Origin of the sequence: Mucilaginibacter sp. PAMC 26640 (assembly GCA_001596135.1) — a bacterium.
Classification (GTDB): Bacteria; Bacteroidota; Bacteroidia; order Sphingobacteriales; family Sphingobacteriaceae; genus Mucilaginibacter.
The window spans coordinates 4,952,877-4,977,649 of sequence record CP014773.1 but is presented as its reverse complement, the minus strand read 5'-3'; the positions used below and the strand labels follow the sequence as shown (position 1 = coordinate 4,977,649).

Here is a 24,773-nt window from a genome sequence, read left to right as displayed (position 1 = left end):
TCAGGCTGTAATTTATATAATGTTGCTGTAACTTGCTGCAGGAATTAAAACTTACCTGCAATTTGCAGGTTTACTATTTTACAACCTTAATTTGCTATGGCCTTTATAGATTATTACAAAATACTGGGGGTAGATAAAAAAGCCTCGGAAAAAGAAATTAAAAGCGCTTACCGCAAGCTTGCCCGTAAGCATCATCCGGATCTGAACCCGAATGATGCGGAATCCAACAAGATCTTCCAGCAGCTTAACGAAGCTAATGAGGTTTTAAGCGACCCCGAGAAACGGAAGAAATATGATAAGTACGGAGAAAACTGGCAGCATGGCGAAGCCTATGAGCAGGCCCAGCAGCAGCAAAGGCAGCAAAACACCTATAGTGGTGGTGGTCAGCAGGATTTTGGCGGATACGATTTCGGCGGTGGCGGCGGGGATTTTTCCGAATTCTTTGGTTCGATGTTTGGCGGAGGGCCGCCGGGAAGTGGCAGCGGCGGCGGCAGGCAGTCGCAGCGGTATCGCGGGCAGGATCTGAACGCCACTTATCAGGTGAGCCTGCGTGATATATTAGCATCAAAAAAGCAAACGCTTACCGTAAATGGAAAAAGCATCCGCCTAACCATTCCTGCCGGGATAGAGAACGGACAGACGATCAAAATTGCAGGCCATGGCGCAGCCGGGACTAACGGTGGGCCCGCAGGTGATCTCTACATTAAGTTCACGATACCGGATGATCCCGACTTTAAACGCACAGGTGGTGATCTTAACAGCATAATTAACCTTGATTTGTATACAGCAGTGCTGGGTGGCGAAATAACTGCCGAAACGCTAACCGGTAAAGTTAAACTGAAAGTTGCGCCGGGTACGCAGAACAACACAAAGGTTAAGTTGAAAGGTAAAGGTGTTCCTTTTTACAAAAAGGACAACCAATTCGGCGATCTGTATTTAACGTATAATGTGCAGATCCCAACCCAATTGACCGAAAAGCAAAAGCAATTATTTGAAGAATTAGCTAAGTCCTGATAAAAATTTAAGCCTATGAAAACTGAAAATTTAATAACCGTCAGCGATTTTTGTATTTACCACAATGTGGAATATACTTTTGTAGATCATTTGCAGGAGGCCGGACTGATAGAAGTTACTGTTATCAACCAAACCAGCTGTATACCAATAGATAATATTCAAAAATTGGAGCGCCTGGCGCGCCTGCACACCCAGCTGGAAATTAATGAACCCGGCATTGCGGTAATAGATAACCTACTTAATAAACTTGAAAATATGCAGCAGGAAGTGTCCTCGTTAAGGAGCCGTTTGCGGCTTTATGAAGATTGATGACCAGGAATTTGACATAATTATTTAAACCCTTGTGTTGAAACGCAGTCATACCTGCAAACGAACAAGAATTTAACTAAATATTATAGTCATGAAATTCATCAAATTTTCGATAGTCGCACTGGTCCTTATCGCTTCGGCACAATTTGCAAAAGCACAGGTTAGGGTAGGGGTACACATAGGGTATCCTGAGCCGTACCGAAGGGTTTATGCGCCGGAGCCGGTTTATTATCCACAATCTGTTTACTACCCACAACCACCATATCGTAACCGCCCTGTTTACTACAGTGGTGGCTATCGCAGAGCATATTACGGCAGGAGATATTACAGGCCGGTTTATCGCGGTTATCATGGCCGTGGTTACAACCGTGGGTTTCATGGCCGCGGGCATGCTTATGGCCGGAGATGGTAATTAAGCCAAAAATGTACTAAAGATAGAAGGAGTCGCCTGTTATTTCAGGCAGCTCTTTTTTTCGTAAAGCCGGTGATATAAATTTACTAAGTTTGGATATATGGGAATAGGTCTTCAAGCCGTTTTTGTTATCCCGCCCGGGGTACATCTGCTGGATATCACGGGCCCGGCTCATGTTTTTTATGAGGCAAAAGATTACGGCGCAAATGTGACCCTGAATTTTTGCAATGTGCACCAAAAGGAAGATCGGATTCAAAGCAGCAGTACCTTATTTCTAGCTAACCTTATCGATTATAATCAGCTTACACTTGTTGCGGGCGACCTGGTATTTGTACCCGGATTGGATGCCAAACTGCTGATGGATCATATTTTTCTTGAATCTTCCAGGGCATTTCAATATTGGCTGAAAGATCAATATGAAAAGGGTGTATTGATCTGCTCCGTTTGTACCGGCGCTTTTTTGTTGGGCGAAGCAGGGTTGCTTAACGGAAGAGCATGTACTACGCATTGGAAATATACCGATCGGTTTCATGAACGTTTCCCCAAAGCATTGCTCCAAAAAAACCGCCTTTTCGTAAAAAGCGGTAGTATTTTCACGAGCGCAGGTGTTTCATCAGGCATAGATCTGGCCTTATTTTTATTGGAGGAGATTTTCGGATCGGGCTTCGCTGCCAAAATTGCCAAGGAGATCGTGATCTATACCCGGCGTACCGAATCCGACCCGCAGCTCAGTGCATTTATGCAATTCCGCAATCATCTGGATCATCGCGTGCACACTGTACAGGATTTGTTGTCCCAGTCGCTGGGTGTCCGGCTAACCATTGATGATCTGGCTGCATCGGCTTGCATGAGTCCAAGGAATTTAACCAGGCAGTTTCGTAAAACTACAGGGATAAGTATTGGCGATTATACCACCAGCTTGCGCAGGGAACGCGCATTACAGCTGATTGCCGAAGGGCATACCATCGAGGCAACTGCCCAGAGCTGCGGACTTAAAAGCACTAATCAATTGCGGACGATAATAGGAAAGATCTAGTTTGGTACTGGCAGGTTAGTAGCTGCTGCATTTTGGTCCTCATTCAACAAATCATGACCCAATACTGCGCGTAGATGGCCGGGTTGGAGCGTTTTTCATACCTAATTTTGATGTAAAGTATCAATAAAGAAATTATGAAAAAGTTGAGATTGTTATTCACGGTGTTAGTGTCGTTTTTTGGTTTGGTAAGTGGATTAAAAGCGCAAGACCCGATAAAATATTATTGCCCTCCCTGTGGTACGTGCGATAGTGTGGCTTACGATAAGCCGGGCTCTTGCCCTCATTGTGGCATGGCACTCATTAAGCAAACTGCAGCGCAACACCTAAACAATCAAAAGCGGTTTAAGGTAGCTTTTTACCTGCAGGATGGAGTAGAGGTATTGGATTTTGCCGGGCCAATGGAAGTTTTTGCCAATTCAGGTTTTGACGTTTTTACGGTGTCGGCAACTCATGGGCAGATCAAAGCGCAGGGAATATTAAAGATCACGCCGGATTACAGTATCGATGATGCACCGCATGCAGATATTGTTGCCTTTTTTGGAGGAAACTCCGATGTGGCGAGTAACAATTCAAAAGTGATTAGCTGGCTGACAGGTCAAAAGGATGTATCCTATTATTTTTCGGTTTGTACCGGTGCCTTCATTATGAGCAAGGCAGGTTTGCTGGATGGCTTAACGGTAACTACGTTTCATTCCAGCATAGATGAGCTAAAACTTAAAACGCCAAAGGCTAAAGTACTGGCTAACGTACGTTTTGTAGATAATGGTAAAGTAATTACAACCGCCGGGATCTCTGCCGGTATAGATGGTGCCTTACACCTGGTTGCTAAAATAAGGGGCGAAGAAATTGCGGCCCAGACCGCTGTTTATATGGAATATGATAAGTGGGTGCCATCACAGGGATTAGTTGTAAAACCTGCTGATAAATCATTGTAATTTAAATTTGCATGCTTTGGCTATTTATTCAAAAATCCATTTAAAGCTTGCTGTGTAAACTTTGATAGTACCAATTCCCCGCTAATGGCAGCGCGTTCGGCGAGCAACTCGTCCCAATTCTCTGTGCCTTCCCAAAAGATCTGTTTGAGGCCGCCGAGGGCATCGGGATGATAGGCCGCTAGCTGTTGGGTGAGGTTTTTTAAGGCCTCGTCCAAAGCGGGAATGTCAGCATAAACCTCGTTGTATAATCCTTTTTCCTTTGCCCATTGCGCGGTTTGGAAATCTACCGCGCGTATAGTAAGCTGCGAAAATGCCGGTAAGCCAATTTTGCGGGTAACCGCGGGGGAGATCACAAACGGCCCGATCCCAATTGCCAGTTCGCTTAATTTGATGGATGAAAATTCGGTAGCCAGGCAATAATCTGCTGCGGCGGCCAAACCTACGCCACCGCCAACGGCTTTGCCCTGTACCCGCGCTATAATGACCTTTGGCGATTTACGGCAGGCATTGATCACATTGGCAAAGCCTGAGAAGAATTCGGCGCCGGCCTGTTTATCTTTTATCTGCAATAGTTCGTCAAAGCTGGCACCGGCACAAAAAGTGCGGTCGCCCTCGCTTTTTAGTACAATCACACGTGTTTTGGAGTCGATCCCTGCGAAAGTGATCAATTCTGCAAGTTCTTTTAATAAACCAGCCGGCATAGCATTCTGCGCCGGGTGATAAAAGCTGACGGTGGCAATACCATCGTCGCCTATGTTCAGGGTTACGTGTCCATTTTCTGGTTTGCTCATAGTGGTAAGCTTAGTTCATGCAATAGGATACAAGGATACATATCTTTTATATCATCGCCTATTTTTGCATCATCGCAGGACGTTGTGCATAATAGCCAAAAATCTTTGACACTAACAAACACGATAGAATCAATCGGTTAAAATCAGTAAAAAATACCATAAAAGTGATATCCGTCACCATTGGTGCGGGTAATTGTTGGGTATCTTTGTATCAATGAAAAAGGTGTTCCCGGTTTATGATATTTGTTCTCTTGCTGATCATCAGCATGAGGAACTATTGATCAGCCGTTTTGCGCCCTATCTGCAAAAACACCAGAACCTTAGTCTGCCGCACAAACACAGCTTTTATCACCTGGTATTTTTTACAGCAGGCGGCGGCACCCATGCTATTGATTTTAGAAGTTTCCCGGTAAAACCCTATCAAATTTACTTTATGGTACCCGGCCAGGTGCACAGCTGGAGTTTTGATGAACCGGTGGATGGGTACATTATCAATTTCTCGGCCTCGTTTTTCCAATCGTTTTTATTGCGGCCCGATTATTTGGATAGCCTGCCTTTCTTTAGCGGCAATATTGACGATGAAGTGATCAACCTGGACAGCGAATGCGGAAAATATGTTCTTAATATTTTTGAACAGTTGATCGCAGAGACGGAAAACGCGGGCAGGCTGGCAATGGACATGATTAAAACACAGATGCTGCAACTTTTTATAATCGTGGCGCGGCAAACTGAAGCTAAGGACACCGCAGCTATTTCCAACTATAATTTCACCCTGCTGCAGAGCTTTCGCAAACTCACCGAAAAGCACTTTGTTAGCCTTAAAATGCCGAAAGATTATGCAGCTTTGCTGTATATTACCCCTAACCATTTAAATGCGCTATGTAATGATATGCTGGGGATGCCTGCCGGGGAAGTGATCCGTAACCGGGTGATACTGGAAGCCAAGCGGCTGTTAGTCAATCTCGATTTGAATATCACCGCAATTGCCGCGCAGCTTAACTTTGCAGACAATTCCTACTTCACCAAATTCTTTAAAAAACATACTGGCCAAACGCCGGAGGAATTCAGAAAAAACACGATCAAACAATGACTAGCGATAACAATATGCAAACCGCCAAACCTATTTCTGCACTAAGTGGGATAGCCCACTCAAAATGCCCGCGTTGCCGCCGGGGCGATATTTTTGCTACACCTACTTATAAGTTGTTCGGCCAAAAAATGTATGAAAATTGTTCGCATTGCGGCCTGCATTACGAGCGAGAACCAGGATACTGGTACGTGGCCATGTTTGTAAGTTATGCGTTTAACGTTGCCCAGATGGTAACAGCTGCCGTAGCAACCTATATCCTAACGGGCTCCAATTCTCCATGGCTGTATGTGGCAGTGCTAATGGGCGTCATATTTTTATTATCGCCGTTTAATTATCGCTATTCCCGCGTAATTTTATTGTATTGGCTAACCCCAGGGTTAAATTATGAGCCCTGGAGAAGTGAAGACAAGAATAAAGGGGTAACCAGGAAACCGGGAGCAGAATAAATATCGATTATCCAATATTAGATCTTTAATAGGAAGATCTGTTACTTTTCAAGTTACAATACTTATTGTCCGGCAGTCGGCCCGGTGGCTTAGGTGAGGCTTTCTATCTTTCTCAGCAGTTCGTCCATTTCAAAAGGTTTTGCTAAAAAGTCGTCGGCACCGGCGGCCATTGCAGATTCTTTGATGTCGCGGCTGGCAGAGATCATGATCACCGGGATGTTTTTGGTTGCACTAATGCTTTTTAGTTTTTTGCATATTTCGCGGCCATCTTCGCCGCTCATCCAAATGTCCAATAGTAGCAGGTCGGGCAGTTCATCTTTCATATCCAGCACGGTTGATCCGTCAACGGTGCTGGTTACCTGGTACCCTTCAAACTCCAGCAGCATTTCTACAGCGTCTACGATTCCCGGGTCATCGTCTGCAATCATTATCTTCTTTTGCTTCATGTTCTTCAATTGATCGGCTTACGCTAAAATTTTAACGTGTTATTTCGTGATTATTGTGTGTCAATATTGTTTCCATCTACTGGTAACGAAAAACAAAATGTGGATCCTTTTCCCTCTACACTGTTAACCCACATTTTACCGCCTTCGCGGCGAATAATTTCTGATGAAATATAGAGTCCAAGTCCCAAACCGGGGAAGGTGTGCTGTTTGCTGCCGCTTACCCGGTAAAATTGTTCAAAAACCTTGTCCTTTTTATCATCCGGAATACCGATACCAAAATCCTGTACACATAAAGAGACTTCAGTCCCCATTAATTTAGTACTGATAATGATCTTATCCGAATGGGGAGAATACTTAATCGCATTGGTGATAAGATTGGTAATCACCTGCCCAATGCGGTCCTTATCAGAATAGATCTGGCCGGTTTCGTTAAACTCAGTAATTAAACGATGCTTGTGGGTAGTATGCTGCAGATCGTGGATGTTTTCGGCTACTATCTCGTTAAAATTAAACCATGATTTGTTGAACTGCAGTTTGCCGGAATTGATTTTGGTTACATCCAGCAGATCGCCAATGAGGTTGGTCAGTCTGTTTAGCTGCGAATCCATTTTCGCCACCATCGCCGCCTTTTTGGTTTCACCTTCTTTGCTAAGCATGGCACCCAGCACTTGTGCGTAGGCCTTTATACTGGTAACCGGGGTTTTTAGCTCATGACTGGCAATGCCCAAAAAATCATCCTTTTGGCGCTGCATTTGTTTTTGTTCGTCAATATCGGTATTGGTACCAAACCATTTCACAATGCTGCCCTCGTTTATAAACGGCAGGGCCCGCGCCAGGTGCCAGCGGTATATACCCTCCTTATCGCGCAGCCTGAATTCAAACTGGTACATCCGGCCCGTAGTTACCGAGGATAACCATGCAGCACTGCAGGGTAGTCTATCGTCCGGATGCAGATTTTGTAGCCAGTTGGGGCCGGTAATTTCTTTGGCCGGCAGGCCAAAAAACTCCATCCCCCGTTTGTTTACATAATCCAGCTCGCCGGTGGTTTTAGCCGTCCACAACTGCACCGGCATAAAATCGGTAACAAACTCAAATTGTTTTATCTGGTCGCGTAGTTCCGTGTTGCGTTCCTGCAGTTCCAGGTCAATGGCGGTTTTCTCGGTAACATCGGTGCAGGCACCTATGTAGCCTGTAAATTCACCCCGGGCATCGTATTGCGGGTTACCAGTAGCTATGCACCAGTGGATGCTGCCATCTTTAAAAAGCAACCTGAAATCAACTTCGTAGGGTCTGCGGGCAGTTAGGTCTGACAAGAAAATCTCGCCGGCCCTTAGCTGGTCTTCCGGCAGGATCATTTCCAGCCAGCCGGTGCCAAGTGTCTGTTCGTAGGTTTGGCCGGTCCAATTTTCCCAGGTTTGGTTAGTGTAAGTAATTAAGCCTTTATCATCACTCATCCACAAAGCCGCAGGTGCTGCGCTGGTTATATTTTGTAAAAGCTGCTCGCTTTCAACCAATGCTTTCTTATCTGCGAGTTCGCGGCGCATATCCCGCGCTATTGTTGCCCTGCCCAGCGGCTCGCCGCTTATAGCATCGTAAGTGAGCATGGTAGTACCGTAAACAGGGATAGCTTCACCTGGTTCAAAATTACGGTAATTTACCTGGCCGCTCCATCTGCCCAATTTAAACAGATCTTTCGCAACCAGATCTTTCACCCGGTTAACGTCCTCGGGCATTACAAAGTCTGTATTAGGGCGCGCTACAGGGCCATCGTCCAATCCAAGCATTTCTCGCCCGGCAGCGTTTACATAGCTCACATTGCCTTCCAGATCAGACAGGCTCACAAAATCCGAACTATGGTCTATCAGCGTAAGCAGCTTGCGCTGTTCTTCTTTATCAGTTACTTCCGGCGTGATATCCAGCGCTGTCCCGGCAAAGCGGATACAGCGTTCATCAGCATTAAAATAGGCTTTGCCTTTGCAGCGCAACCAGCGCAATTTGCCATCTTCCGCACCAATAGTGCGGAATTCGCTGTCGTAATCGCCTCCTCGTTCCGGTATCAAAGCATCCTGAACGGTTTTATCGATGCGCTGCTTGTCGGCCGGGTGAACATGCCTTAACACATCTTTGTAGGATAAAACCTCCTCGTCTTTAGCAAAGCCATAGAGCTGTTTACAGCGGGCATCCCATATAACGGTGTCATTCACCGGATCCAGGTCCCAGGTGCCCAGGCCGGCAGATTCCAGCGCAAAGCTGGTCCGTTCTTCTGCTTCTGCTAATTTTTGGCGTGTAACTACCAGTTCGGTAACGTCGGTAGCCGTATTCATAATGGCCCATACCTCACCAGCATCGTTTTTTATAGGCTGATAGGTGAAGTTAAAATAAAAGGTTTGCAGCCGCTTGTCAACATAAAGGTCTACGCGTTCACCATGCGCCTCATACGGCGTACCGGTTGTAAAAACCTGGTCTAACAGCTCAAAAAAACCCTGGCCTTCCAGTTCCGGTAAAGCCTGGCGGAAAGTTTTATCGATAACGGATTCGTCCCTGTCCCAAACTTTTAAGATTGATTTGTTGGCCAGTTTGATCACCATCTCCCGACCTACGTAAAGGCCGATAGGAGAAACAGATTCAGCTATGAGTACTTTAAAGAGTGAATTATTTTGGAGGTAGTATTGGTAACTGGTATCGTCCATTTCGGCTAAAACGTTTTGCAATTAGTTTGAAGGCAGCCATTTAGTATGTACGCTCCAATGTTACCACAAACTTAACATTAGTATACCAATATTCGTCGTAAGTCCCGCAACATAAATGTATTTATTTTACAACGGCTAGTAGTAAGTATGCTGATTATTTGACATACATTTATACACCTTATTATACTACTTAGTTACGTTTAATTATAACATATGGATCCGTTTTTTAAACAGGTATCCCTTATCCCGCTAAATGATGAAGAGCGCCTAAGGAAACTTTACAAGTATGAAATACTTGACACCCCGGCCGACAAAACCTTCGACAAGATAGCCACGCTTGCTGCCCAGATTTTTGATACCCCCAGCGCCTTTGTGAGCTTTGTTGACCGCGACCGGGTTTTTTTTAAAGCTAAGGTGGGTGCCATAGCCGGGCTGCCGGAATTACCTGAAGAAATAATTGCAACACTTGCTGTTTTAAGTGTGGATCCTATAGCTATCAGCGATGTTCATTTCGAACCAAAGCTGCAGGGCACACCTCTGGTGGTAACAGATCATGTTGTGCGGTTTTACGCAGCTGCACCAATAAAAACCCCGGACGGCCACTTGCTGGGAACAGTGAGTGTTATTGATGAGGTGCCCCCGGGTAGCAACGGAAAAGCAGTTGTCGATGCTAAGAAATTTATCGGAAATTATTGTTGATGAACTTGAATTGCGCCAAACCACGCGCAATACTGTACGTGTACAAACTGATTTAATGAATATTGCTGTACATGATATTAAAAACCCTTTAACAGCAATATCGTTGTATGCCGGTTTAATCTCCCAGAAAACCACGCAGGAGCCTATCAAAAATATGGCTGAAAAAATTGCGAATGCAACAAAGCGCATTATGCAGGATCTGAGCGATTTGCTTAGCAACGCTAAATCCGAAAATGATGGAATACTTTTGAAATTTGAATTGTCGGATCCTACAATCTTGTTAAAAAAAGTAGTAAGTAATTTGCAGGTACTTGCCGATCAGAAGCAGCAGAAGATACTGCTGCAGCTCAATTGCTTAACGTTAGTTAAATATGATAATGGCAGGATGTTGGAGGTTTTTGAAAATTTGCTGAGCAACGCCATTAAGTATGCTCATCCGGAGAGCAGCATCACCGTATGTTCCAACGAGATCGATGGTAACCTGGTGGTAGAATTTCGAGATCAGGGGCAGGGCCTCACCCCAACAGATATGCAAAAACTGTTTACCAAGTTTGCCCGGCTGAGTGCCTCACCCACCAATAAAGAAACCAGTAACGGCCTTGGCCTTTCTATCGCCAAAATACTGGTGGAATTGCATAATGGTAAAATCTGGGCCGAAAGCAAAGGAAAAGATCAGGGGTCATCTTTCTTTGTATCGCTGCCGATAAACCAAAAATAAAATTCAGCCTTCCCGGGCTAAGCCAACTTATACCTATTCTTATTACAGTTAAAACACCGGTACCTTTTCACAGGCAACCAGAAAAATAAAGTTTTTACTAAATGTGCCCGGGGTATGCGTTCATACGTTCGTCTGCAGGTTCTGCATATTGGGCTTTTCGCTTTAATTATGAGTGTCGTTTCAGCTGTCATGTTTATTCAGTAGGGTATGCAAAATTACACCTTACCAACTGCACCTCAGGTTAAATTTCCATTAGAATTGCGTTAACTCATTTGGGTAGCACATTGGTTCCAATAATTCCCCGAATCTTTTAGCAGGCTATAATATCTTGCTCGGCTGCGATTATGATTGTTTATATTTTACAACTTTAAGGAATGCTAAGTTTAAAAGTTTTTCAATCGTTTAAATCCGGATCTTAAGAATATTTTTAGCAATATTTTTTTAAATAAATTATTAGCAATCAAACAATTGTGAGTCGTCGAAGTTATTTTGAAATATTTTAGAGCAGCAAGTGTACACTGCACCTTATCGGCCGCAAATGATTTGAATATTGCTTGGTACAGAATATTATATACTTTTATGAAACTATCCGATTAAAATTCTCAATTAAATGAGCGAGATTAATAAAATTAATAATACCTACCCCACGTTGCCAAAAACCCCAACCGGCATTGCAGGGTTGGATGAAGTTACAGAAGGGGGCTTACCAACCGGCAGGCCAACACTGATCTGTGGCGAGGCAGGATGCGGAAAAACTTTAATGTCGATTGAATTTATTGTACGTGGCGCTATCCAGTTCAACGAACCCGGTGTTTTTATTGCATTTGAAGAAAAGACCGATGAACTGGCGATGAATGTAGCTTCACTGGGATTTGATTTGAAAAAACTGCAGGAAGAAAAAAAGTTAAAAATTGACCATGTACATATCGATAGAAGTGAAATTGAAGAAACCGGCGAATACGATCTGGAAGGTTTATTTATTCGCCTAGGCTACGCTATAGATAGCATCGGAGCTAAACGGATTGTATTAGATACGTTAGAAAATTTATTTGCCGGGCTTGATAACCAGGCGGTGTTGCGTACAGAAATTCGCCGGCTTTTTGGTTTTTTAAAAGAAAAAGGCGTTACCGCAATTATAACCGGAGAAAAAGGCGAAGGCAGCGGACTTACCCGGCAGGGACTGGAAGAATATGTATCAGACTGTGTAATCTTTTTAGACCACAGGGTGATCAACCAGATCTCCACCCGCCGTTTGCGGATTATTAAATACCGTGGCACCGTTCACGGCACCAACGAATATCCTTTCCTGATAGATGAAGACGGGATCTCGGTACTTCCGGTAACTTCACTTAAACTTGCCAAACAGGTATCTACAGAAAGGGTATCTACCGGCATACCGGCGCTTGATGAGATGCTGGGCGGTCAAGGTTTTTACCGGGGAGGCAGTACGCTGGTATCGGGAACCGCCGGTACAGGTAAAACCAGCCTGGCGGCCTACTTTGCCAACGAGACCTGTAACCGTGGCGAAAAATGTATCTATTTTGCTATGGAGGAATCGCCCAACCAGATCATACGCAACATGCGGTCTATTGGGGTAGATCTTAAAAGACATGTAGATAGTGGGCTTTTGATGTTCAACGCCTCCAGGCCAAATATGTACGGTTTAGAAATGCACCTGGTGGCGATTCATAAGATCATCAAAAAATTTAAACCCTCGGTAGTGGTTATTGACCCGATAACGAATTTCATCAACGTAGGTTCGGTAAGTGAGGTGAAAAATATGCTGGTGCGGCTGATAGATTTTCTGCAGGATGAGCAGATCTCCGTTATGTTTACTGCATTATCCCTCAATACCATTGTCAATGAACAAACCGACGAGGGTGTGTCATCGCTGGTTGATTCCTGGCTGCTGGTGCGGGATATTGAGTTTAACGGGGAGCGTAACCGTGGTATGTATGTAATGAAGGCCCGTGGGATGAAACACAGTAACCAGGTTCGCGAGTTTGTCATATCAGACCAGGGGCTGAACCTCATTGAAGTATACATCGGTCCGGACGGGGTACTTACCGGATCGGCACGAAAACAACAAATGCTGCTGGAGCAAACCGGCGAAGCCATTCATTCTCATGCCATCAGCCGCAAGGACAGGGAAGTTGCACGGAAACGCAAAGTTTTGGAGGCCAAGATTTCCAGTCTTAATAGCGAATACGAATCTGTAGAAGAAGAACTTAATAAAGTTTATCTGGAAGAAGAATTGAAAAAGAAAATTTTAGAACAGAACCGGGAAGAAATACTAAGGATAAGAAGATGTGAGCTTGGCGGAAATAGCAGGGAGACCCAAATATAGTAATGGAAGACGAAACAATTGATAAGAAATGGGAACTCCGGCTTTATGTTGCCGGTAAAACGCCAAAATCTGTTACCGCACTAAGTAACTTAAAGCGTTACTGTGAAGAACACCTCCAGGGCCAGTACCGTATTGAAGTGATTGACCTGCTATTGCAACCGCAACTAGCCGAAGGAGATCAGATCCTGGCCATCCCCACGTTAGTGCGGAAAGTGCCGGAGCCCATTCGGAAGATCATCGGCGATTTGAGTAACGAGGAAAAGGTATTGGTGGGCTTAAACATTCGCCCCGCTTAACTGTAGTGCTTACATATGGCCGCGCAGGAAAGAAGTTTTATGTTTAACGAGGATGATAGCCAGCCATCTATGTATATACTACGGCTGTTTATCATTGGGGCGTCTCCAAATTCTATCCGTGCGATAGAAAATATCAAAGCTATCTGCGACCAATATCTAAACGAAAATTATGATCTGAAAATAATAGATGTTCATCAGCAGCCGGAGTTGACTCAAAATGAAGATATTATTGCACTCCCCTTACTGATCAATAAGGCGCCTGGCACAGAACGCCGCCTGATAGGTGACATGAGCGATATAGAAAAAGTATTAAAAGGTCTGGGTATACCTCAAACCAAATAATTGCAATGGAACAATCTTATTCAAATAACAGCTTATTAGCCGAAATTGAAGAGCTGCGCCAGCAACTGGAGGAGGCTACAGATACAATTAGTGCAATCCGCACGGGGCAAATTGATGCGCTGGTGGTAAAAAATACAGAAGGCCATCAACTTTATACATTAAAAACTGCCGACGAAACCTACCGTGTTTTTATTGAAAAAATGAGTGAAGGTGCGGTAACCATTAACCGGGAAGGCATCGTTTTATATTGCAATACCCGCTTTGCGGAAATGGCGGCGACTCCCCTTGATGAGATCATTGGAAGCCCCCTGCTTGATTATGTGCCCGGAAAATCTAAGGCTAAGCTCCAGAAACTTATTGACGGAAGCTGGGATGGCGATTGTAAAGAAGAAATAACCGTAAAAGATGGCGGTGGCGAAGATATGTACTGCCTGTTTAGTTGTACTACGCTTGAACTTGACAGTGGTGCTGCCTTAAGTTTAATTGTCACTGATCTCACTACGCTTAAAGCCACCGAAAAAGAACTTAAGTTACGTAACGAACAACTTGAAGAGGCACGGGCAACAACCGAGAAACTCAATTTATCCCTTGAGCAGATTGTTAAGGTGCGGACAAAAGATCTCACCATCAGCAGGGAGCATTTTAAGTTGCTCACCAACAATATTGTACAAATGACCTGGACTACTTTGCCCACTGGTGATGCAAGCTCATTTAACCAGCGCTGGTATGATTATACCGGGCTTGACTTTTCAGCTTCAACCGGTTTAGGCTGGTTAAGCGCTGTTCATCCGGATGATTTAGCGATCACCAGTGAAAGGCATGAACATGCAATTAAAACCGGTGAATTGTTTGAAGTGGAAAACCGTTATCGCCGGCACGACGGCGTTTTTCGCTGGCATTTGAACAGATCCACCCCGCTGACGAATGAAGAGGGAGAAATAATTTTTTGGGTAGGAACCGCTACCGATATCGAAGATCAAAAACGCGAGATGGAGCGTAAGGATGACTTTATAGGTATTGCCAGTCATGAATTAAAGACTCCCCTGACCAGTTTAAAGGGGTATTTGCAATTGATGGCTGCTTACAAAAAAGAAGAATTGCCGCAGTCGGTGAAAAATTATATTACCAAAGCAGGCGGATCGCTTAATAAACTTCAGAGCCTGATCAATGATCTTCTGGATGTGAGTAAGATAAAAGCTGGTCGACTGGAATACGCTATCAGCGAGGTAGATACCAATATATTGGTAAATCAGTGTATAGAAAATGCCGTATTAAATTATCCTGGTTTCTCATTTGTAAATCTGGCTGCCGAATCTTACAAGGTGGTAGGTAACCAGGAACGGCTGGAGCAGGTGCTGATGAATTTTATCAGTAACGCCGTGAAGTATTCATACGTTAACAAGAGCGTGGTACTGAAAACCGAAAAACAAGGAGAACTGGTACGCATATCCGTTACGGATAAAGGTATCGGACTATCCGAAGATCAAAAGAGCAAAATCTTCGAACGTTTTTATCGCGTGGAAGATAATCAGAACATGACCAGCGGTTTAGGCATGGGTTTATATATCTCTAACGAGATCGTTCGCAGCCACAATGGTAAAATTGGTGTAGAAAGTGTATTCGGAGAAGGTTCTACATTTTATATCGAATTGCCGGCGTTGAATCAGTAGCGGCAGGCGGCTGGTATTGTAAATAATATACAGCATCACGTATTCGTAACCTTGTGTTTTCATTCAATTTGCGTTAATATAGACTATTTAAGTTTATTTCTTAATTTCACCACCATGCTAAAAAAACCCGACAGCTTAATTTTTGATATGGATGGCACCTTGTGGGATGCCGTAGATACCTATGCGCACTCCTGGAATGTAATGTTTAAAGAGTTGGGCATCGATAAGCAGATGGATCGCGAACGGCTTGCAGGGATGGTTGGCTGGGAAGGCAAAAAAGTAATAGCAGAAATTTTACCAGAATTTGAGCCCGACAAAAGATGGGAGATCTATGCCCAGGTGAACGAAAGGCGTAAGATCATTATTCCGGAAATGGGCGGTATTTTATACGATGGTGTAAAAGAAGGCTTAAAGCTGCTCGCAGAGCAATATGAGTTGTTTATCCTGAGCAATTGCGCTGCAGGCGTTATCCGGCAGTTTATAGATTGGGCTGGAATTGATGCGCACATTAAAGACGAATTGGCGTACGGCGTAAATTTTATGCCCAAGCAGCACAATATCAAATTGCTTGCTGATAAGCATAACCTTAAAAATCCATATTATATTGGCGATACGGCCGGTGATGGCGAACAAAGCAGGCTGGCAGGGATCCCGTTTGTGTTTGTTAGTTACGGTTTTGGCCAGACCGATGACTATGATCTCAAGTTTGATGATTTTAATACCTTAAGCACATATTTTTTAAACTTATAAGGCAGGCAAGTGTTAGCTTTACAAAAACAACAATAAAATATGAAAGGCCGGATATTTACGATAATAGGATTAGTACTGTTAGTAGTTTTAATTGGTATTTTTTATTACCGGTACTACTTTGTTTTTGGCGAAGGTACAAAGGCAGGCACCATGAATTATTTCGTAAAAAAAGGCTATCTGTTTAAAACCTATGAAGGGCGCCTCATCCAGAGTGGCATCCGTAGCCAAACCCAGGGAAATATATCCTCCAACGAATTTATGTTTTCGGTAACCGATGAGAAAGTAGCTGATAAGCTAAATCATAACGCCGGTGCCGTGCTGGAACTGCATTACAAGGAGTACCTTCACACCTTGCCGTGGCGGGGAGTAAGTGAATATGTGGTAGATAGCGTAATGACTGCCACACCCGCTACCCCGGTGGCGCCGTAACCCCGGGTGTGAATTAAATTTATATTTGGAATCCGTTAGTTAACGCCTGATAGCTGCTTTTGCTTCGATAGTCAAGCGGTTAATATTATTAAAATAATTCATCCGCTTTGCCGGAATTCTGAGTTAAGATCTTACTCAGATTAAAAGCTCTATTTTCGGCATTATCATCACCTTTTATCCGGCCTTTTTCAAATAGTTCGCTCAATATCTCCTGGGCGTTTTTTTTGTGGATTGCCAAATCAGTTGCTGGCTCAAATTCTGCCATCTTATTGGCAACCTCCGGCGCAGTAGCATGCTCCAGCTGGGCAAGTGCGTAAACAATATTATCCTGTAAAGAAGCCCCGGCCTCATACTTGTGTGGTACATGTATGGGGCCGAAGGCTTTTACAAATGATTGATCGGGACTATCCATTTTTAAGCTTCTTGTTTTTCTTTTAATGCAACCGTGTCACGAAGCGCTTTAATTGCATCATGCGCCATTTTCAGTCCATCTAAATGGTTGTTTAATAACCCCACTAGTTTTTCATCCTCCCAAATCATTTCTTTATCATCCAATGCTTTGCGATAGGCTGATTTAGCAATATCTTCTGCATGTTCGCAGTTTGACAAGAGAGACAAATTGCTTGGCGTACCCAAGGCAGCTTTAACATCCATCCAGGTGTGTGTTAACTTTCCGGATAATGTAGTACCGTCGGTAGGCGAACCACCCAATTGATGAATATAATCGTTCAATTCGTTAACATAACCTTTGCCTTGGTCAGCGTATGATTCAAACACCGATTTTAAACTAGCATCCTGTGTGTCCAAAATTGCCTTGTGATAGCTGGTTGTACGATCGTTATTGATCTTTATCAGATCATTCAGTCCAGAAATTTGGTGCTGAATATGTTGTAATGTTCCCATAGTAGTTTAGTTTAGTTTTGCTTAATTAAGGTAACTAAGTCAAACGTTATGCCGCATTTCTCGCAATGAAGACCCTACTATTTTTATTTGGCTTTTTTACACGGTATGGGGTAACATTCGCTCCTTGCAAGCTGTGATTACGGACAAGCGCTGCTTTTCGGCGAATTAGCTGGCTGCGGCGTGGGTTTAAAACATAGCGGTTGCCCCAATGATCATAAGAACCCGTTAGGGCAGACGTACAACCAACAATAAACGCCACCATTGCTCCAATAACGAAAAGGTGTAGAGCTGTGCTTAATAAATGCATATTCGTTTGAAATTTAATTAGCTTTTAGTTAACAAACGATTTGCAATTGCTGTGCCTTACAACCTCTGGGCGTATTTATGTATAAGTTAAAATTGATGGAAATTTTTAACATGGAACAATTTTCCCAAACCGTGGATTTGGATACTAATTAGTACATGTTTGGGGCATATCTATTCAAACAGCACCTGTTCTTCCGTGTAGTAAGTTTTACGGCTGCCCGCTTTAATTAAAATTTCCGATCCCGTTGGGCTTTCTTCCTGCTTTACATGATGGATCTTCATAAAATCACGTACCTCCCTGTTAATAATATCTGGGTTCGACTTTAATATCTGCTTTTCGGCATTTTCCAAAACCGAACGGATCGATTTCACCAGGTCTTTAACCTTCGCTTCGGGGATTTTATTACTAGTGGAGAATGGGGAAATTCTGGCATCCCATAAAATTTCATCGGCATATGCATTCCCAATACCGCGGATAACCCTTTGATCCAGTAAAAGGGTTTTTACGTTGGTTTTGGTCTTGCCCAGCTTTTCTTTCAGATAAGCAAAATTCGCTTTTTTATCTACAGCGTCCGGGGCTGTTTTTTCTTCTGGGTTGAGGGTAGGCGTGGCGGCCTTTTGGAAGTCGGTTAATACCAGGCCGGTGTTATCTGCGAATACCAGTTCTAAAATACTGTACTTGTTGGTATTTTCACCTTCAAACAAAAATAGCTTTCCGTGCAGCATCAGGTGCAGGGCCAATATATCGCCGGTGCTGAATTTGAGGTAGAGTTCTTTACCATCCCGGTAAACATGTTTTAGCTTCTGTTTCTCTAGCTTATTCTGTAATTCTTTCTCACTGACGTTTAATTTTTTAGCGTTATGAACGATAATTTCTTTAACGGTTTTACCCGCCAGATTTTTATCGAGGTTTCGGCTGAAGACTTGCAGATCGGGCAATTCGGGCATGATGTTGGGCGTTTACTTACAAACCTATTGAAGTTAAGCAGGATTTGAAAATTTAAAAGGCAATTGCTGAATAGGTTCACGCAAATTTACAAGAGAAGCAACATTGCAAAAAGGGTCTCTAATTGTTTATCTTTTTAACAAAAAAGAGATTTCGGCAATTGGTAAAATTAAGTTTATCTACTTTCGCTGAAATTTAATTGATTTGCCTGTAATAAGTTATATCATATAAAAAACCTTTGTTAAAATTGTATTTTTGATTATGGTAAGAACGATTGTAAAGCCGCTAGGTAAAACGATATCAATAGATGTTCCTGAAGATTTTATTGGCCAGCAGGTAGAGGTTATCGCGTTTACTTTAGCGGAGACTCAAATAATAGATCTTGCTAACGAACCAACATTAACTCATTTTGCCAGTGAAAAGATTTTAGCAGAAGATTGGCTTAAACCAGAAGAAGATACTGCATGGCAAAATTTGTAAAAGAGGATGTTATAGTTATTCCATTTCCCTTTTCCGATTTGTCAGGCTCAAAGAAGCGTCCAGCTTTGGTCTTAGCAGATCTTCCCGGTAATGACATCATCCTATGTCAGATTACAAGTCAAAATAGTGCGGATTTATACGCCATTCATTTGACTTCCGCAGATTTTGAAGCCGGAAGTTTACCAGTGTCATCATACATACGACCAACACGAATGTTCACCGCAGATAAAAGCATCATATTGCGCAAAATAGGTTCTGTAAATAGTGTGATCAGGAGCAAAGTATCAAAGGTACTTATTAGTATTTTCTCCGATTGAGAGGCCAACCAATGTGGACTGATCATGTAAATCAAACTTCTCAAGGCACCAGAGCAGGCAAATGGAAATCCACTAAAGGTTTGCGCACCCTGGAGCTCAGCAAGCGAAATGGTGCGATCTGTAGAGGTAGTGTGCTGTAACTTTCTGCTACATGAATTAAAATCATCAATCACGATTTGAAGGATACCGCACTCTATTTAAGACCCAAATAAATACCAACACCATAAAAAAAGCCATCCTTTCTTAAAAGAGATGGCTTTTTTCTTTGGCGTGACCACTTACTGGCCGCGGCTCATTATCGGGGCGAATTTTGTTCCGTAGTCCTTCAATTCCGCCGCTAAAGTTTTGCTTAGCGCATCCTGGTGGCCCATTTGGGTATATTCTATCAGGCCATTAAGCACTTGCAAGCTGATTTGTACATCACGCTGGTTTAACAACGCCTGATTTTCCTTAAGGTTATTGTAGTTAAAATCCAGCTGGTCTTTCAGGTATTTGTTAATTGTATTGGTGATCTTGTTGCCTAACGTGATATCGCCTAGTCGGTAGGCTATGGCTGCCATATACATTTTGCGTCCTTCCACATCAATGTACGGGTTCAAGTCGGGTAATTCTGCATCATACTTATGCAATACCTTTAAAGCTAGTTCACCTTTGCCTTCGGCTTCCAGGCTTTGGGCGAGTTCTAAAAAGGTAGTTACCATTACCGGGTAAAACATATTTACAGATTCATGATCCAGGTACCTGGCTGTTTTATAGTTGCCAAACTTGAACTTGTTCATTACGTTATCATACATTACCGCAGTGTTCACCTTGCCCAGTTGGTCGTGATTTGCGGTATCTGATTGCAATGGCAATAACCGGTAAGTGAACCCTTCTTTGTACAGATAGGGTTGCAAACCTATCAGGTTCTCGTTACCAATAGTGGTAGTAAAGCAGATAGGCCTTTTCCAGTTGTTATGTGCAAGGATATCAAAAATGGCCAGGTTCTCTTTAGTAACGTAATTGGATGTGTATTTCCACTCCATGGTTTTAGCCAGTTTGCTGTGCTGTTCGGGCGTTATCACATGGTTTTTCATCACATCATTTACATCTACATCCAGTTTAAAGCTTTTGGTTGGCAAGTAGTTTAAAAATTCTCCACCCTGGCTTTGGCCCTGCATATTTTTGTCATCAGATGTAATGAAATCGAAAACATCTTTAATGCTGGTGTAGCCCGGTATTTTGCTGTCGCTGTAATAGATCACATCACGCACACCTTCTTTATACTTGTCAAAAGGCATGGTGATTGGCAGCGGCGCACTTTGATTCATCGGCTTTTGCATCTGGCGAATATACCAGTCGCCGGTGAACAGGCTCAGGTTAACAATGCGTACATCCGGGCGTATCCCTTCAACTTCCTGGTCGTACCACAATGAGTAAGTATCATTATCGCCATAAGTAAACAAAATGGCATTGGGCGGGCAGGAGATGAGGTAGTTGTAAGCCATATCATGCGGCGTCATTTTGGTAGATCGGTCATGTCCGCGCCATTCCTGTTTGGCCATCAGCACTGGGGCGGCAAAAAGGCAAATTACGGTAGCAATAAGCGCAGCGGTGCGGGTGTTAAGCTTCTTGCTCATCAGGTCTGCGATGGCAATCACGGCCAGTCCTATCCAGATAGCGAAGGCATAGAACGATCCCACGTATGAATAATCCCTTTCCCGGGGCTGCACATTTGCCTGGTTAACGTACAGTACCACGGCCAGGCCGGTGAAGAACCACAGCAGGGTAATAATAAGGGCGTCACGTTTTTTGTATTGGAACTGGTAAACCATTCCAATGAGGCCCAAAACAAAAGGAAGGGCGTAAAGCGGGGTGTAACTTGGGTCGTGCAATAACGATTGTGGCAGGTGTTTGCCACCATCGCGCCAGCCGCTAGTCCAGTTACCATCAATGCCTTCGGTACTCGTTTGACCGTCCTGGTCGTTGTAGCGGCCAACAAAGTTCCATAAAAAGTAACGGGCGTACATCTGGTAAATTTGCCAGCTGAACATCCATTTCATATTATCCGCAAAGGTTGGTTTTTGCCCTTCGGGGATATCCAGCCATTGCTTGTAAAAGTTCACGTCCTGCGCATCTGTGCTGTACATGCGCGGCAGAAAGGTAGTATGATCATAAACGTAGTTTGGACGTTTGCCTGCTACCTCGTATTTAGTAGCTCCTTTACAGTAAATGGTATTACCTTCGGTTTGGTCTGTAACCTGCGCATCATAATACTGGCCGGTTATAAGCGGGTTTTCACCATACTGGATGCGGTTTAAATAACCATACATGGTAAAGGCATTATCCGGATGCGAGTTATTTAAATCAGGGTTGGCCGTGGCACGGATTGGAATGTAAGCGAACGAGCCATAACCGAAGTAGATAAAAGCCACGCAAAGCATAATAAGGTTGAGTACCGGCTTTTGCTTACGGATGCTGTAAACGATTCCGAAAACGATCAGGCCGATAAGCAGCAGTAAAAAGAAAATTGCACCGGTACCAAAGCCCATACCAAGTGTGTTTACAAAAAACAGATCGAACAGGGCGGCAAATTTAACCGTGTAACCCCGGATGCCGTATTGTACCACACCCAAAATAACAACGCTGATCAGGAAAGCCACCAATGCGCTTTGGGTAGTAACTTTTTTAGTGCGGCGGAAGTAATAAACCAGCGCAATTGCCGGGATAGTTAATAAATTTAGCAGGTGGATACCGATGGATAAGCCTAATACATAGGCAATAAAGATTATCCATTTATCGGCACCGGGCTCATCTGCATGGGCATCCCATTTCAATATAGCCCAAAAAATAGTGGCGATACAAAGCGAGGAAAGCGCAAATACAATAGTTTCAACAGCCGAAAACCAAAAGGTATCGGTATAAGTAAAGGCAAGCGCACCAACTAGGCCGGCGCCCATGATAAGGTAAACTTTAGCATCCCCGAAATCCTTTTCGCGGTTGTTGACCAACTTTTTGGCCATTGCGGTAATGGTCCAAAACAAAAACATTACCGTTGCGCCACTGGCAATAGCCGACAGCATATTGGTAAAGTAAGGCACTTTTGCATTGTTACCGAATGATAGTAAAGAGAATACCTTGCCCAGCATGGCAAACATTGGATAGCCCGGCTGGTGCGATACCTGTAAGCGGAATGCACAGGAAATAAATTCACCGCAATCCCAAAAGCTAACGGATGGTTCTAAAGTTAAAATGTAGGTGGTAGAGGCTATAACAAAGCAAAGCCAGCCTAAAAGGTTGTTGATTTTATTGTATTGCATGTACTAAGAGTAGCTGATGAGCTGCGCAAATATCAGTAATTATATGTTTTATTTTATAATTAAGTATTGGCTTAACAAATTTTAACAGCAGCTAACCGGATGACGATTATTTGTGTTAACCTTTTTTCAACTTCCTGAGTCATCACAGGGCGGTATCGTTTCACAAAATGGTGGAATCACCTTGATTGATCATCTCACAACCGAATCCGGTTGCTCAAAATTTGACATCCGCATTGTCCCGGCATTTAAATGGCCGATGCATTTTAATCTTACAATAAATAATACTTAATTTGTTCCGATGCAAAAACACTTACTACCATCGTCAGCAAAGACCTTACTTATAGCCGGTTTCATGTTGCTTTGTGCAGGGGTTACCAGGGCCCAGTCGGTTTATTTGCCGCAATCGTACCAGTTTTACCAAAAATTCAACGGGCAGGTATACTCAAAAAGTAACAGCATGCACACTGCGCTGCGCCCTTTTTTGATAGACACAGCACTAAACAGCAGGTATAACGAACTGATGAGTGTGGGCGTAGATACTACCCGCCAAAACTGGTTTTTGCGTAAATTACTAAACGAGCATTTGGTAGATGTAAAAGCCAAAGGTTACACCTTTTATGCTGATATATTAATCGATAATAATTTTGCTGGCGACTTGAAAAACAAGGCCACTACCCCGGCAGCCTTTAAACCCGTAGGCTTTGGGGTTAATACCCATTTGGGTATTAATACGCGTGGCTTCCAGGTAGGTGGAACTATTGGCGATAACTTTTCTTTTTATACGAGTGGTTACGAGAATCAGGCCGTATTTCCGTCCTATTACAATGATTATATAAGTGCAAGTGGCATTGTTCCCGGGCTGGCTTATGACCGCAGTTTTGGCAAGCCGCAAAAGGACTATTCATACGTTACGGCCTTGTTATCATACACACCCAACAAATATTTAAATTTCACACTGGGCCAGGACAAAACCTTTATCGGAGATGGTTATCGCTCCCTGCTTTTGTCTGATTTTGCAGCCAATTATCCTCTTGTTCGCGTAACGGCTAATGTAGGGCCTGTTCAGTATATGATGATGTGGACCTATCTGCAGGATATTAAAGCCCCTAAGTTTGACGACCTGGGTAGCAACCGCCGTAAATATGCCTTTTACCACTACATCGACTGGAATGCAACCAACAGCCTGTCGCTGGGCTTCTTTAATTCGGTTGTTTACGCTGAGGCAGACAATGCTGGTAACCGCAGAGGTTTTGATGTAAACTTAATCAATCCACTTTTCTTTACCAGCAATAACGGACCAGCTTCGGTTCCGGATAATGTGCTGTTCGGTTTTACCGGTAAGTACAAATTCCTCGATAAGAATGCTGTATATGCCCAACTGGTGCTGGATAACCAGAAACAAACTGCCGGCGCCTCAAAAAGCAGCAGCGGTTACCAGGTAGGCGTAAGAGGCGGAGATGTTGGCGGCGTGAAGAACCTGAGCTACCTCGTAGAATATAATACGGTTAAACCCTATACCTATTCTGATGCTTATGCATTAAACAGTTATACTTTTTATGGCGATGCGCTTGCACATCCTTTGGGCGCCAATCTTAATGAACTTGTCGGCTTGGTGAATTACACTATCGGCAGGTTTGATTTACAGGGTGAGTTAAGCTACGCGAAATACGGCCTGGATGCAACCGGAGAAAATAACGGTAAAAATATTAACCTGCCGTATATCCCTACCAACACAGGGTCGGCAGTTGGCCAGGGCGTCGCTACCAACAGGTATTACGGTGAAGGCACGGTATCATACCTCATCAATCCTAAATACAACCTGCGCCTGGAACTGGGTGGTTTGTACCGATCGGAAAAGAATGCCCTGGGCGACAAAAAAAACGCGGTGCTAACTTTTGGCATAAGAACCACCTTCCGGAATCTGTATCACGATTTTTAATCAGCTCCAACTCTTAGAATTAACCTAATACTCTTAAAACTGACCGGCTGATCGGTTAGATTTAAATTCATGCAATTCGCATCACTCGATCCAATTAGTAATTACTCGATAATGATCAGGCGGATTTCCGTTTCGTTGCTATCCTAAAATCTCTTTATCTTTG

At 43.6% G+C, this 24,773-nt stretch carries 25 protein-coding genes; 17 read left to right on the top strand and 8 right to left on the bottom strand.

Annotated elements, in window-relative coordinates; translation table 11 throughout:
* The first annotated feature begins 96 nt into the window (after positions 1-96).
* From A0256_21435 to A0256_21415, 5 genes are all read left to right on the top strand, one after another.
* Complete coding sequence (locus tag A0256_21435; protein AMR33816.1) at positions 97-1,014, top strand: molecular chaperone DnaJ; 918 nt, start codon at positions 97-99, stop codon at positions 1,012-1,014.
* A gap of 15 nt (positions 1,015-1,029) precedes the next feature.
* Positions 1,030-1,323 carry a hypothetical protein gene (locus tag A0256_21430; protein ID AMR33815.1) on the top strand — a complete coding sequence of 98 codons (294 nt, stop codon included), beginning with the start codon at positions 1,030-1,032 and terminating at the stop codon, positions 1,321-1,323.
* Between the two features lie 209 nt (positions 1,324-1,532).
* The gene (locus A0256_21425) at positions 1,533-1,739 is read left to right on the top strand and encodes a hypothetical protein (GenBank protein ID AMR33814.1); all 207 of its coding nucleotides are present in this window, start codon (positions 1,533-1,535) and stop codon (positions 1,737-1,739) included.
* Positions 1,740-1,835: 96 nt separating this feature from the next.
* Positions 1,836-2,771, top strand: coding sequence for a hypothetical protein (locus A0256_21420; GenBank protein AMR33813.1), 936 nt, complete (start codon positions 1,836-1,838; stop codon positions 2,769-2,771).
* Between the two features lie 134 nt (positions 2,772-2,905).
* Complete coding sequence (locus A0256_21415) at positions 2,906-3,706, top strand: hypothetical protein (GenBank protein AMR33812.1); 801 nt, start codon at positions 2,906-2,908, stop codon at positions 3,704-3,706.
* Positions 3,707-3,726: 20 nt separating this feature from the next.
* On the opposite strand, the gene A0256_21410 is transcribed toward A0256_21415, so the two are convergent.
* Complete coding sequence (locus A0256_21410; protein AMR33811.1) at positions 3,727-4,497, bottom strand: enoyl-CoA hydratase; 771 nt, start codon at positions 4,495-4,497, stop codon at positions 3,727-3,729.
* 214 nt (positions 4,498-4,711) lie between these two features.
* Between A0256_21410 and A0256_21405 the strand changes: the two genes are divergently transcribed.
* On the top strand, positions 4,712-5,587 hold the full coding sequence (locus A0256_21405) for an AraC family transcriptional regulator (protein AMR33810.1): 876 nt from the start codon (positions 4,712-4,714) through the stop codon (positions 5,585-5,587).
* 14 nt (positions 5,588-5,601) lie between these two features.
* Complete coding sequence (locus A0256_21400) at positions 5,602-6,033, top strand: hypothetical protein (protein ID AMR34641.1); 432 nt, start codon at positions 5,602-5,604, stop codon at positions 6,031-6,033.
* A gap of 89 nt (positions 6,034-6,122) precedes the next feature.
* On the opposite strand, the gene A0256_21395 is transcribed toward A0256_21400, so the two are convergent.
* Positions 6,123-6,479 (bottom strand): response regulator receiver protein, encoded by a 357-nt coding sequence (locus A0256_21395; GenBank protein AMR33809.1) that lies wholly within the window; start codon positions 6,477-6,479, stop codon positions 6,123-6,125.
* A gap of 50 nt (positions 6,480-6,529) precedes the next feature.
* Positions 6,530-9,169, bottom strand: a complete 2,640-nt coding sequence (locus A0256_21390; GenBank protein ID AMR33808.1) for a hypothetical protein — start codon at positions 9,167-9,169, stop codon at positions 6,530-6,532.
* Positions 9,170-9,382: 213 nt separating this feature from the next.
* Here A0256_21390 and A0256_21385 point away from each other — a divergent pair, with 213 nt between their 5' ends.
* The 8 genes from A0256_21385 to A0256_21350 all read left to right on the top strand — a co-directional run bounded on the left by A0256_21385 (position 9,383) and on the right by A0256_21350 (position 16,420).
* A complete protein-coding gene (locus tag A0256_21385; protein AMR33807.1) occupies positions 9,383-9,868 on the top strand; it encodes a hypothetical protein in 486 nt (161 codons plus the stop codon).
* Positions 9,837-10,586: a hypothetical protein gene (locus A0256_21380; protein ID AMR33806.1), complete on the top strand. Its 750-nt coding sequence runs from the start codon at positions 9,837-9,839 to the stop codon at positions 10,584-10,586. Before A0256_21385 ends, A0256_21380 begins: the two co-directional genes overlap by 32 nt.
* A gap of 610 nt (positions 10,587-11,196) precedes the next feature.
* Positions 11,197-12,933, top strand: a complete 1,737-nt coding sequence (locus A0256_21375) for a KaiC 1 (GenBank protein AMR33805.1) — start codon at positions 11,197-11,199, stop codon at positions 12,931-12,933.
* Positions 12,934-12,935: 2 nt separating this feature from the next.
* Positions 12,936-13,229, top strand: coding sequence for a circadian clock protein KaiB (locus A0256_21370; GenBank protein ID AMR33804.1), 294 nt, complete (start codon positions 12,936-12,938; stop codon positions 13,227-13,229).
* A 15-nt stretch (positions 13,230-13,244) separates the two neighbouring features.
* Positions 13,245-13,571 carry a circadian clock protein KaiB gene (locus tag A0256_21365; protein ID AMR33803.1) on the top strand — a complete coding sequence of 109 codons (327 nt, stop codon included), beginning with the start codon at positions 13,245-13,247 and terminating at the stop codon, positions 13,569-13,571.
* Between the two features lie 5 nt (positions 13,572-13,576).
* Positions 13,577-15,241, top strand: coding sequence for a hypothetical protein (locus tag A0256_21360; protein AMR33802.1), 1,665 nt, complete (start codon positions 13,577-13,579; stop codon positions 15,239-15,241).
* A gap of 114 nt (positions 15,242-15,355) precedes the next feature.
* The gene (locus A0256_21355) at positions 15,356-15,991 is read left to right on the top strand and encodes a hypothetical protein (protein AMR33801.1); all 636 of its coding nucleotides are present in this window, start codon (positions 15,356-15,358) and stop codon (positions 15,989-15,991) included.
* Between the two features lie 39 nt (positions 15,992-16,030).
* A complete protein-coding gene (locus A0256_21350) occupies positions 16,031-16,420 on the top strand; it encodes a hypothetical protein (protein ID AMR33800.1) in 390 nt (129 codons plus the stop codon).
* An 88-nt stretch (positions 16,421-16,508) separates the two neighbouring features.
* On the opposite strand, the gene A0256_21345 is transcribed toward A0256_21350, so the two are convergent.
* From A0256_21345 to A0256_21335, 3 genes are all read right to left on the bottom strand, one after another.
* The gene (locus A0256_21345) at positions 16,509-16,832 is read right to left on the bottom strand and encodes a hypothetical protein (GenBank protein ID AMR33799.1); all 324 of its coding nucleotides are present in this window, start codon (positions 16,830-16,832) and stop codon (positions 16,509-16,511) included.
* Between the two features lie 2 nt (positions 16,833-16,834).
* Complete coding sequence (locus A0256_21340; GenBank protein ID AMR33798.1) at positions 16,835-17,323, bottom strand: hypothetical protein; 489 nt, start codon at positions 17,321-17,323, stop codon at positions 16,835-16,837.
* 477 nt (positions 17,324-17,800) lie between these two features.
* On the bottom strand, positions 17,801-18,577 hold the full coding sequence (locus A0256_21335) for a DNA-formamidopyrimidine glycosylase (protein ID AMR33797.1): 777 nt from the start codon (positions 18,575-18,577) through the stop codon (positions 17,801-17,803).
* Positions 18,578-18,836: 259 nt separating this feature from the next.
* Between A0256_21335 and A0256_21330 the strand changes: the two genes are divergently transcribed.
* Positions 18,837-19,055: a hypothetical protein gene (locus tag A0256_21330; GenBank protein AMR33796.1), complete on the top strand. Its 219-nt coding sequence runs from the start codon at positions 18,837-18,839 to the stop codon at positions 19,053-19,055.
* 145 nt (positions 19,056-19,200) lie between these two features.
* On the opposite strand, the gene A0256_21325 is transcribed toward A0256_21330, so the two are convergent.
* Together A0256_21325 and A0256_21320 are read right to left on the bottom strand one after the other, a co-directional pair.
* The gene (locus A0256_21325) at positions 19,201-19,398 is read right to left on the bottom strand and encodes a hypothetical protein (protein ID AMR33795.1); all 198 of its coding nucleotides are present in this window, start codon (positions 19,396-19,398) and stop codon (positions 19,201-19,203) included.
* Positions 19,399-19,650: 252 nt separating this feature from the next.
* Positions 19,651-22,671 (bottom strand): multidrug transporter, encoded by a 3,021-nt coding sequence (locus A0256_21320; GenBank protein AMR33794.1) that lies wholly within the window; start codon positions 22,669-22,671, stop codon positions 19,651-19,653.
* 298 nt (positions 22,672-22,969) lie between these two features.
* On the opposite strand from A0256_21320, the gene A0256_21315 reads away from it, so the two are divergent.
* Positions 22,970-24,610: a hypothetical protein gene (locus A0256_21315; protein ID AMR33793.1), complete on the top strand. Its 1,641-nt coding sequence runs from the start codon at positions 22,970-22,972 to the stop codon at positions 24,608-24,610.
* Positions 24,611-24,773: the final 163 nt, after the last annotated feature.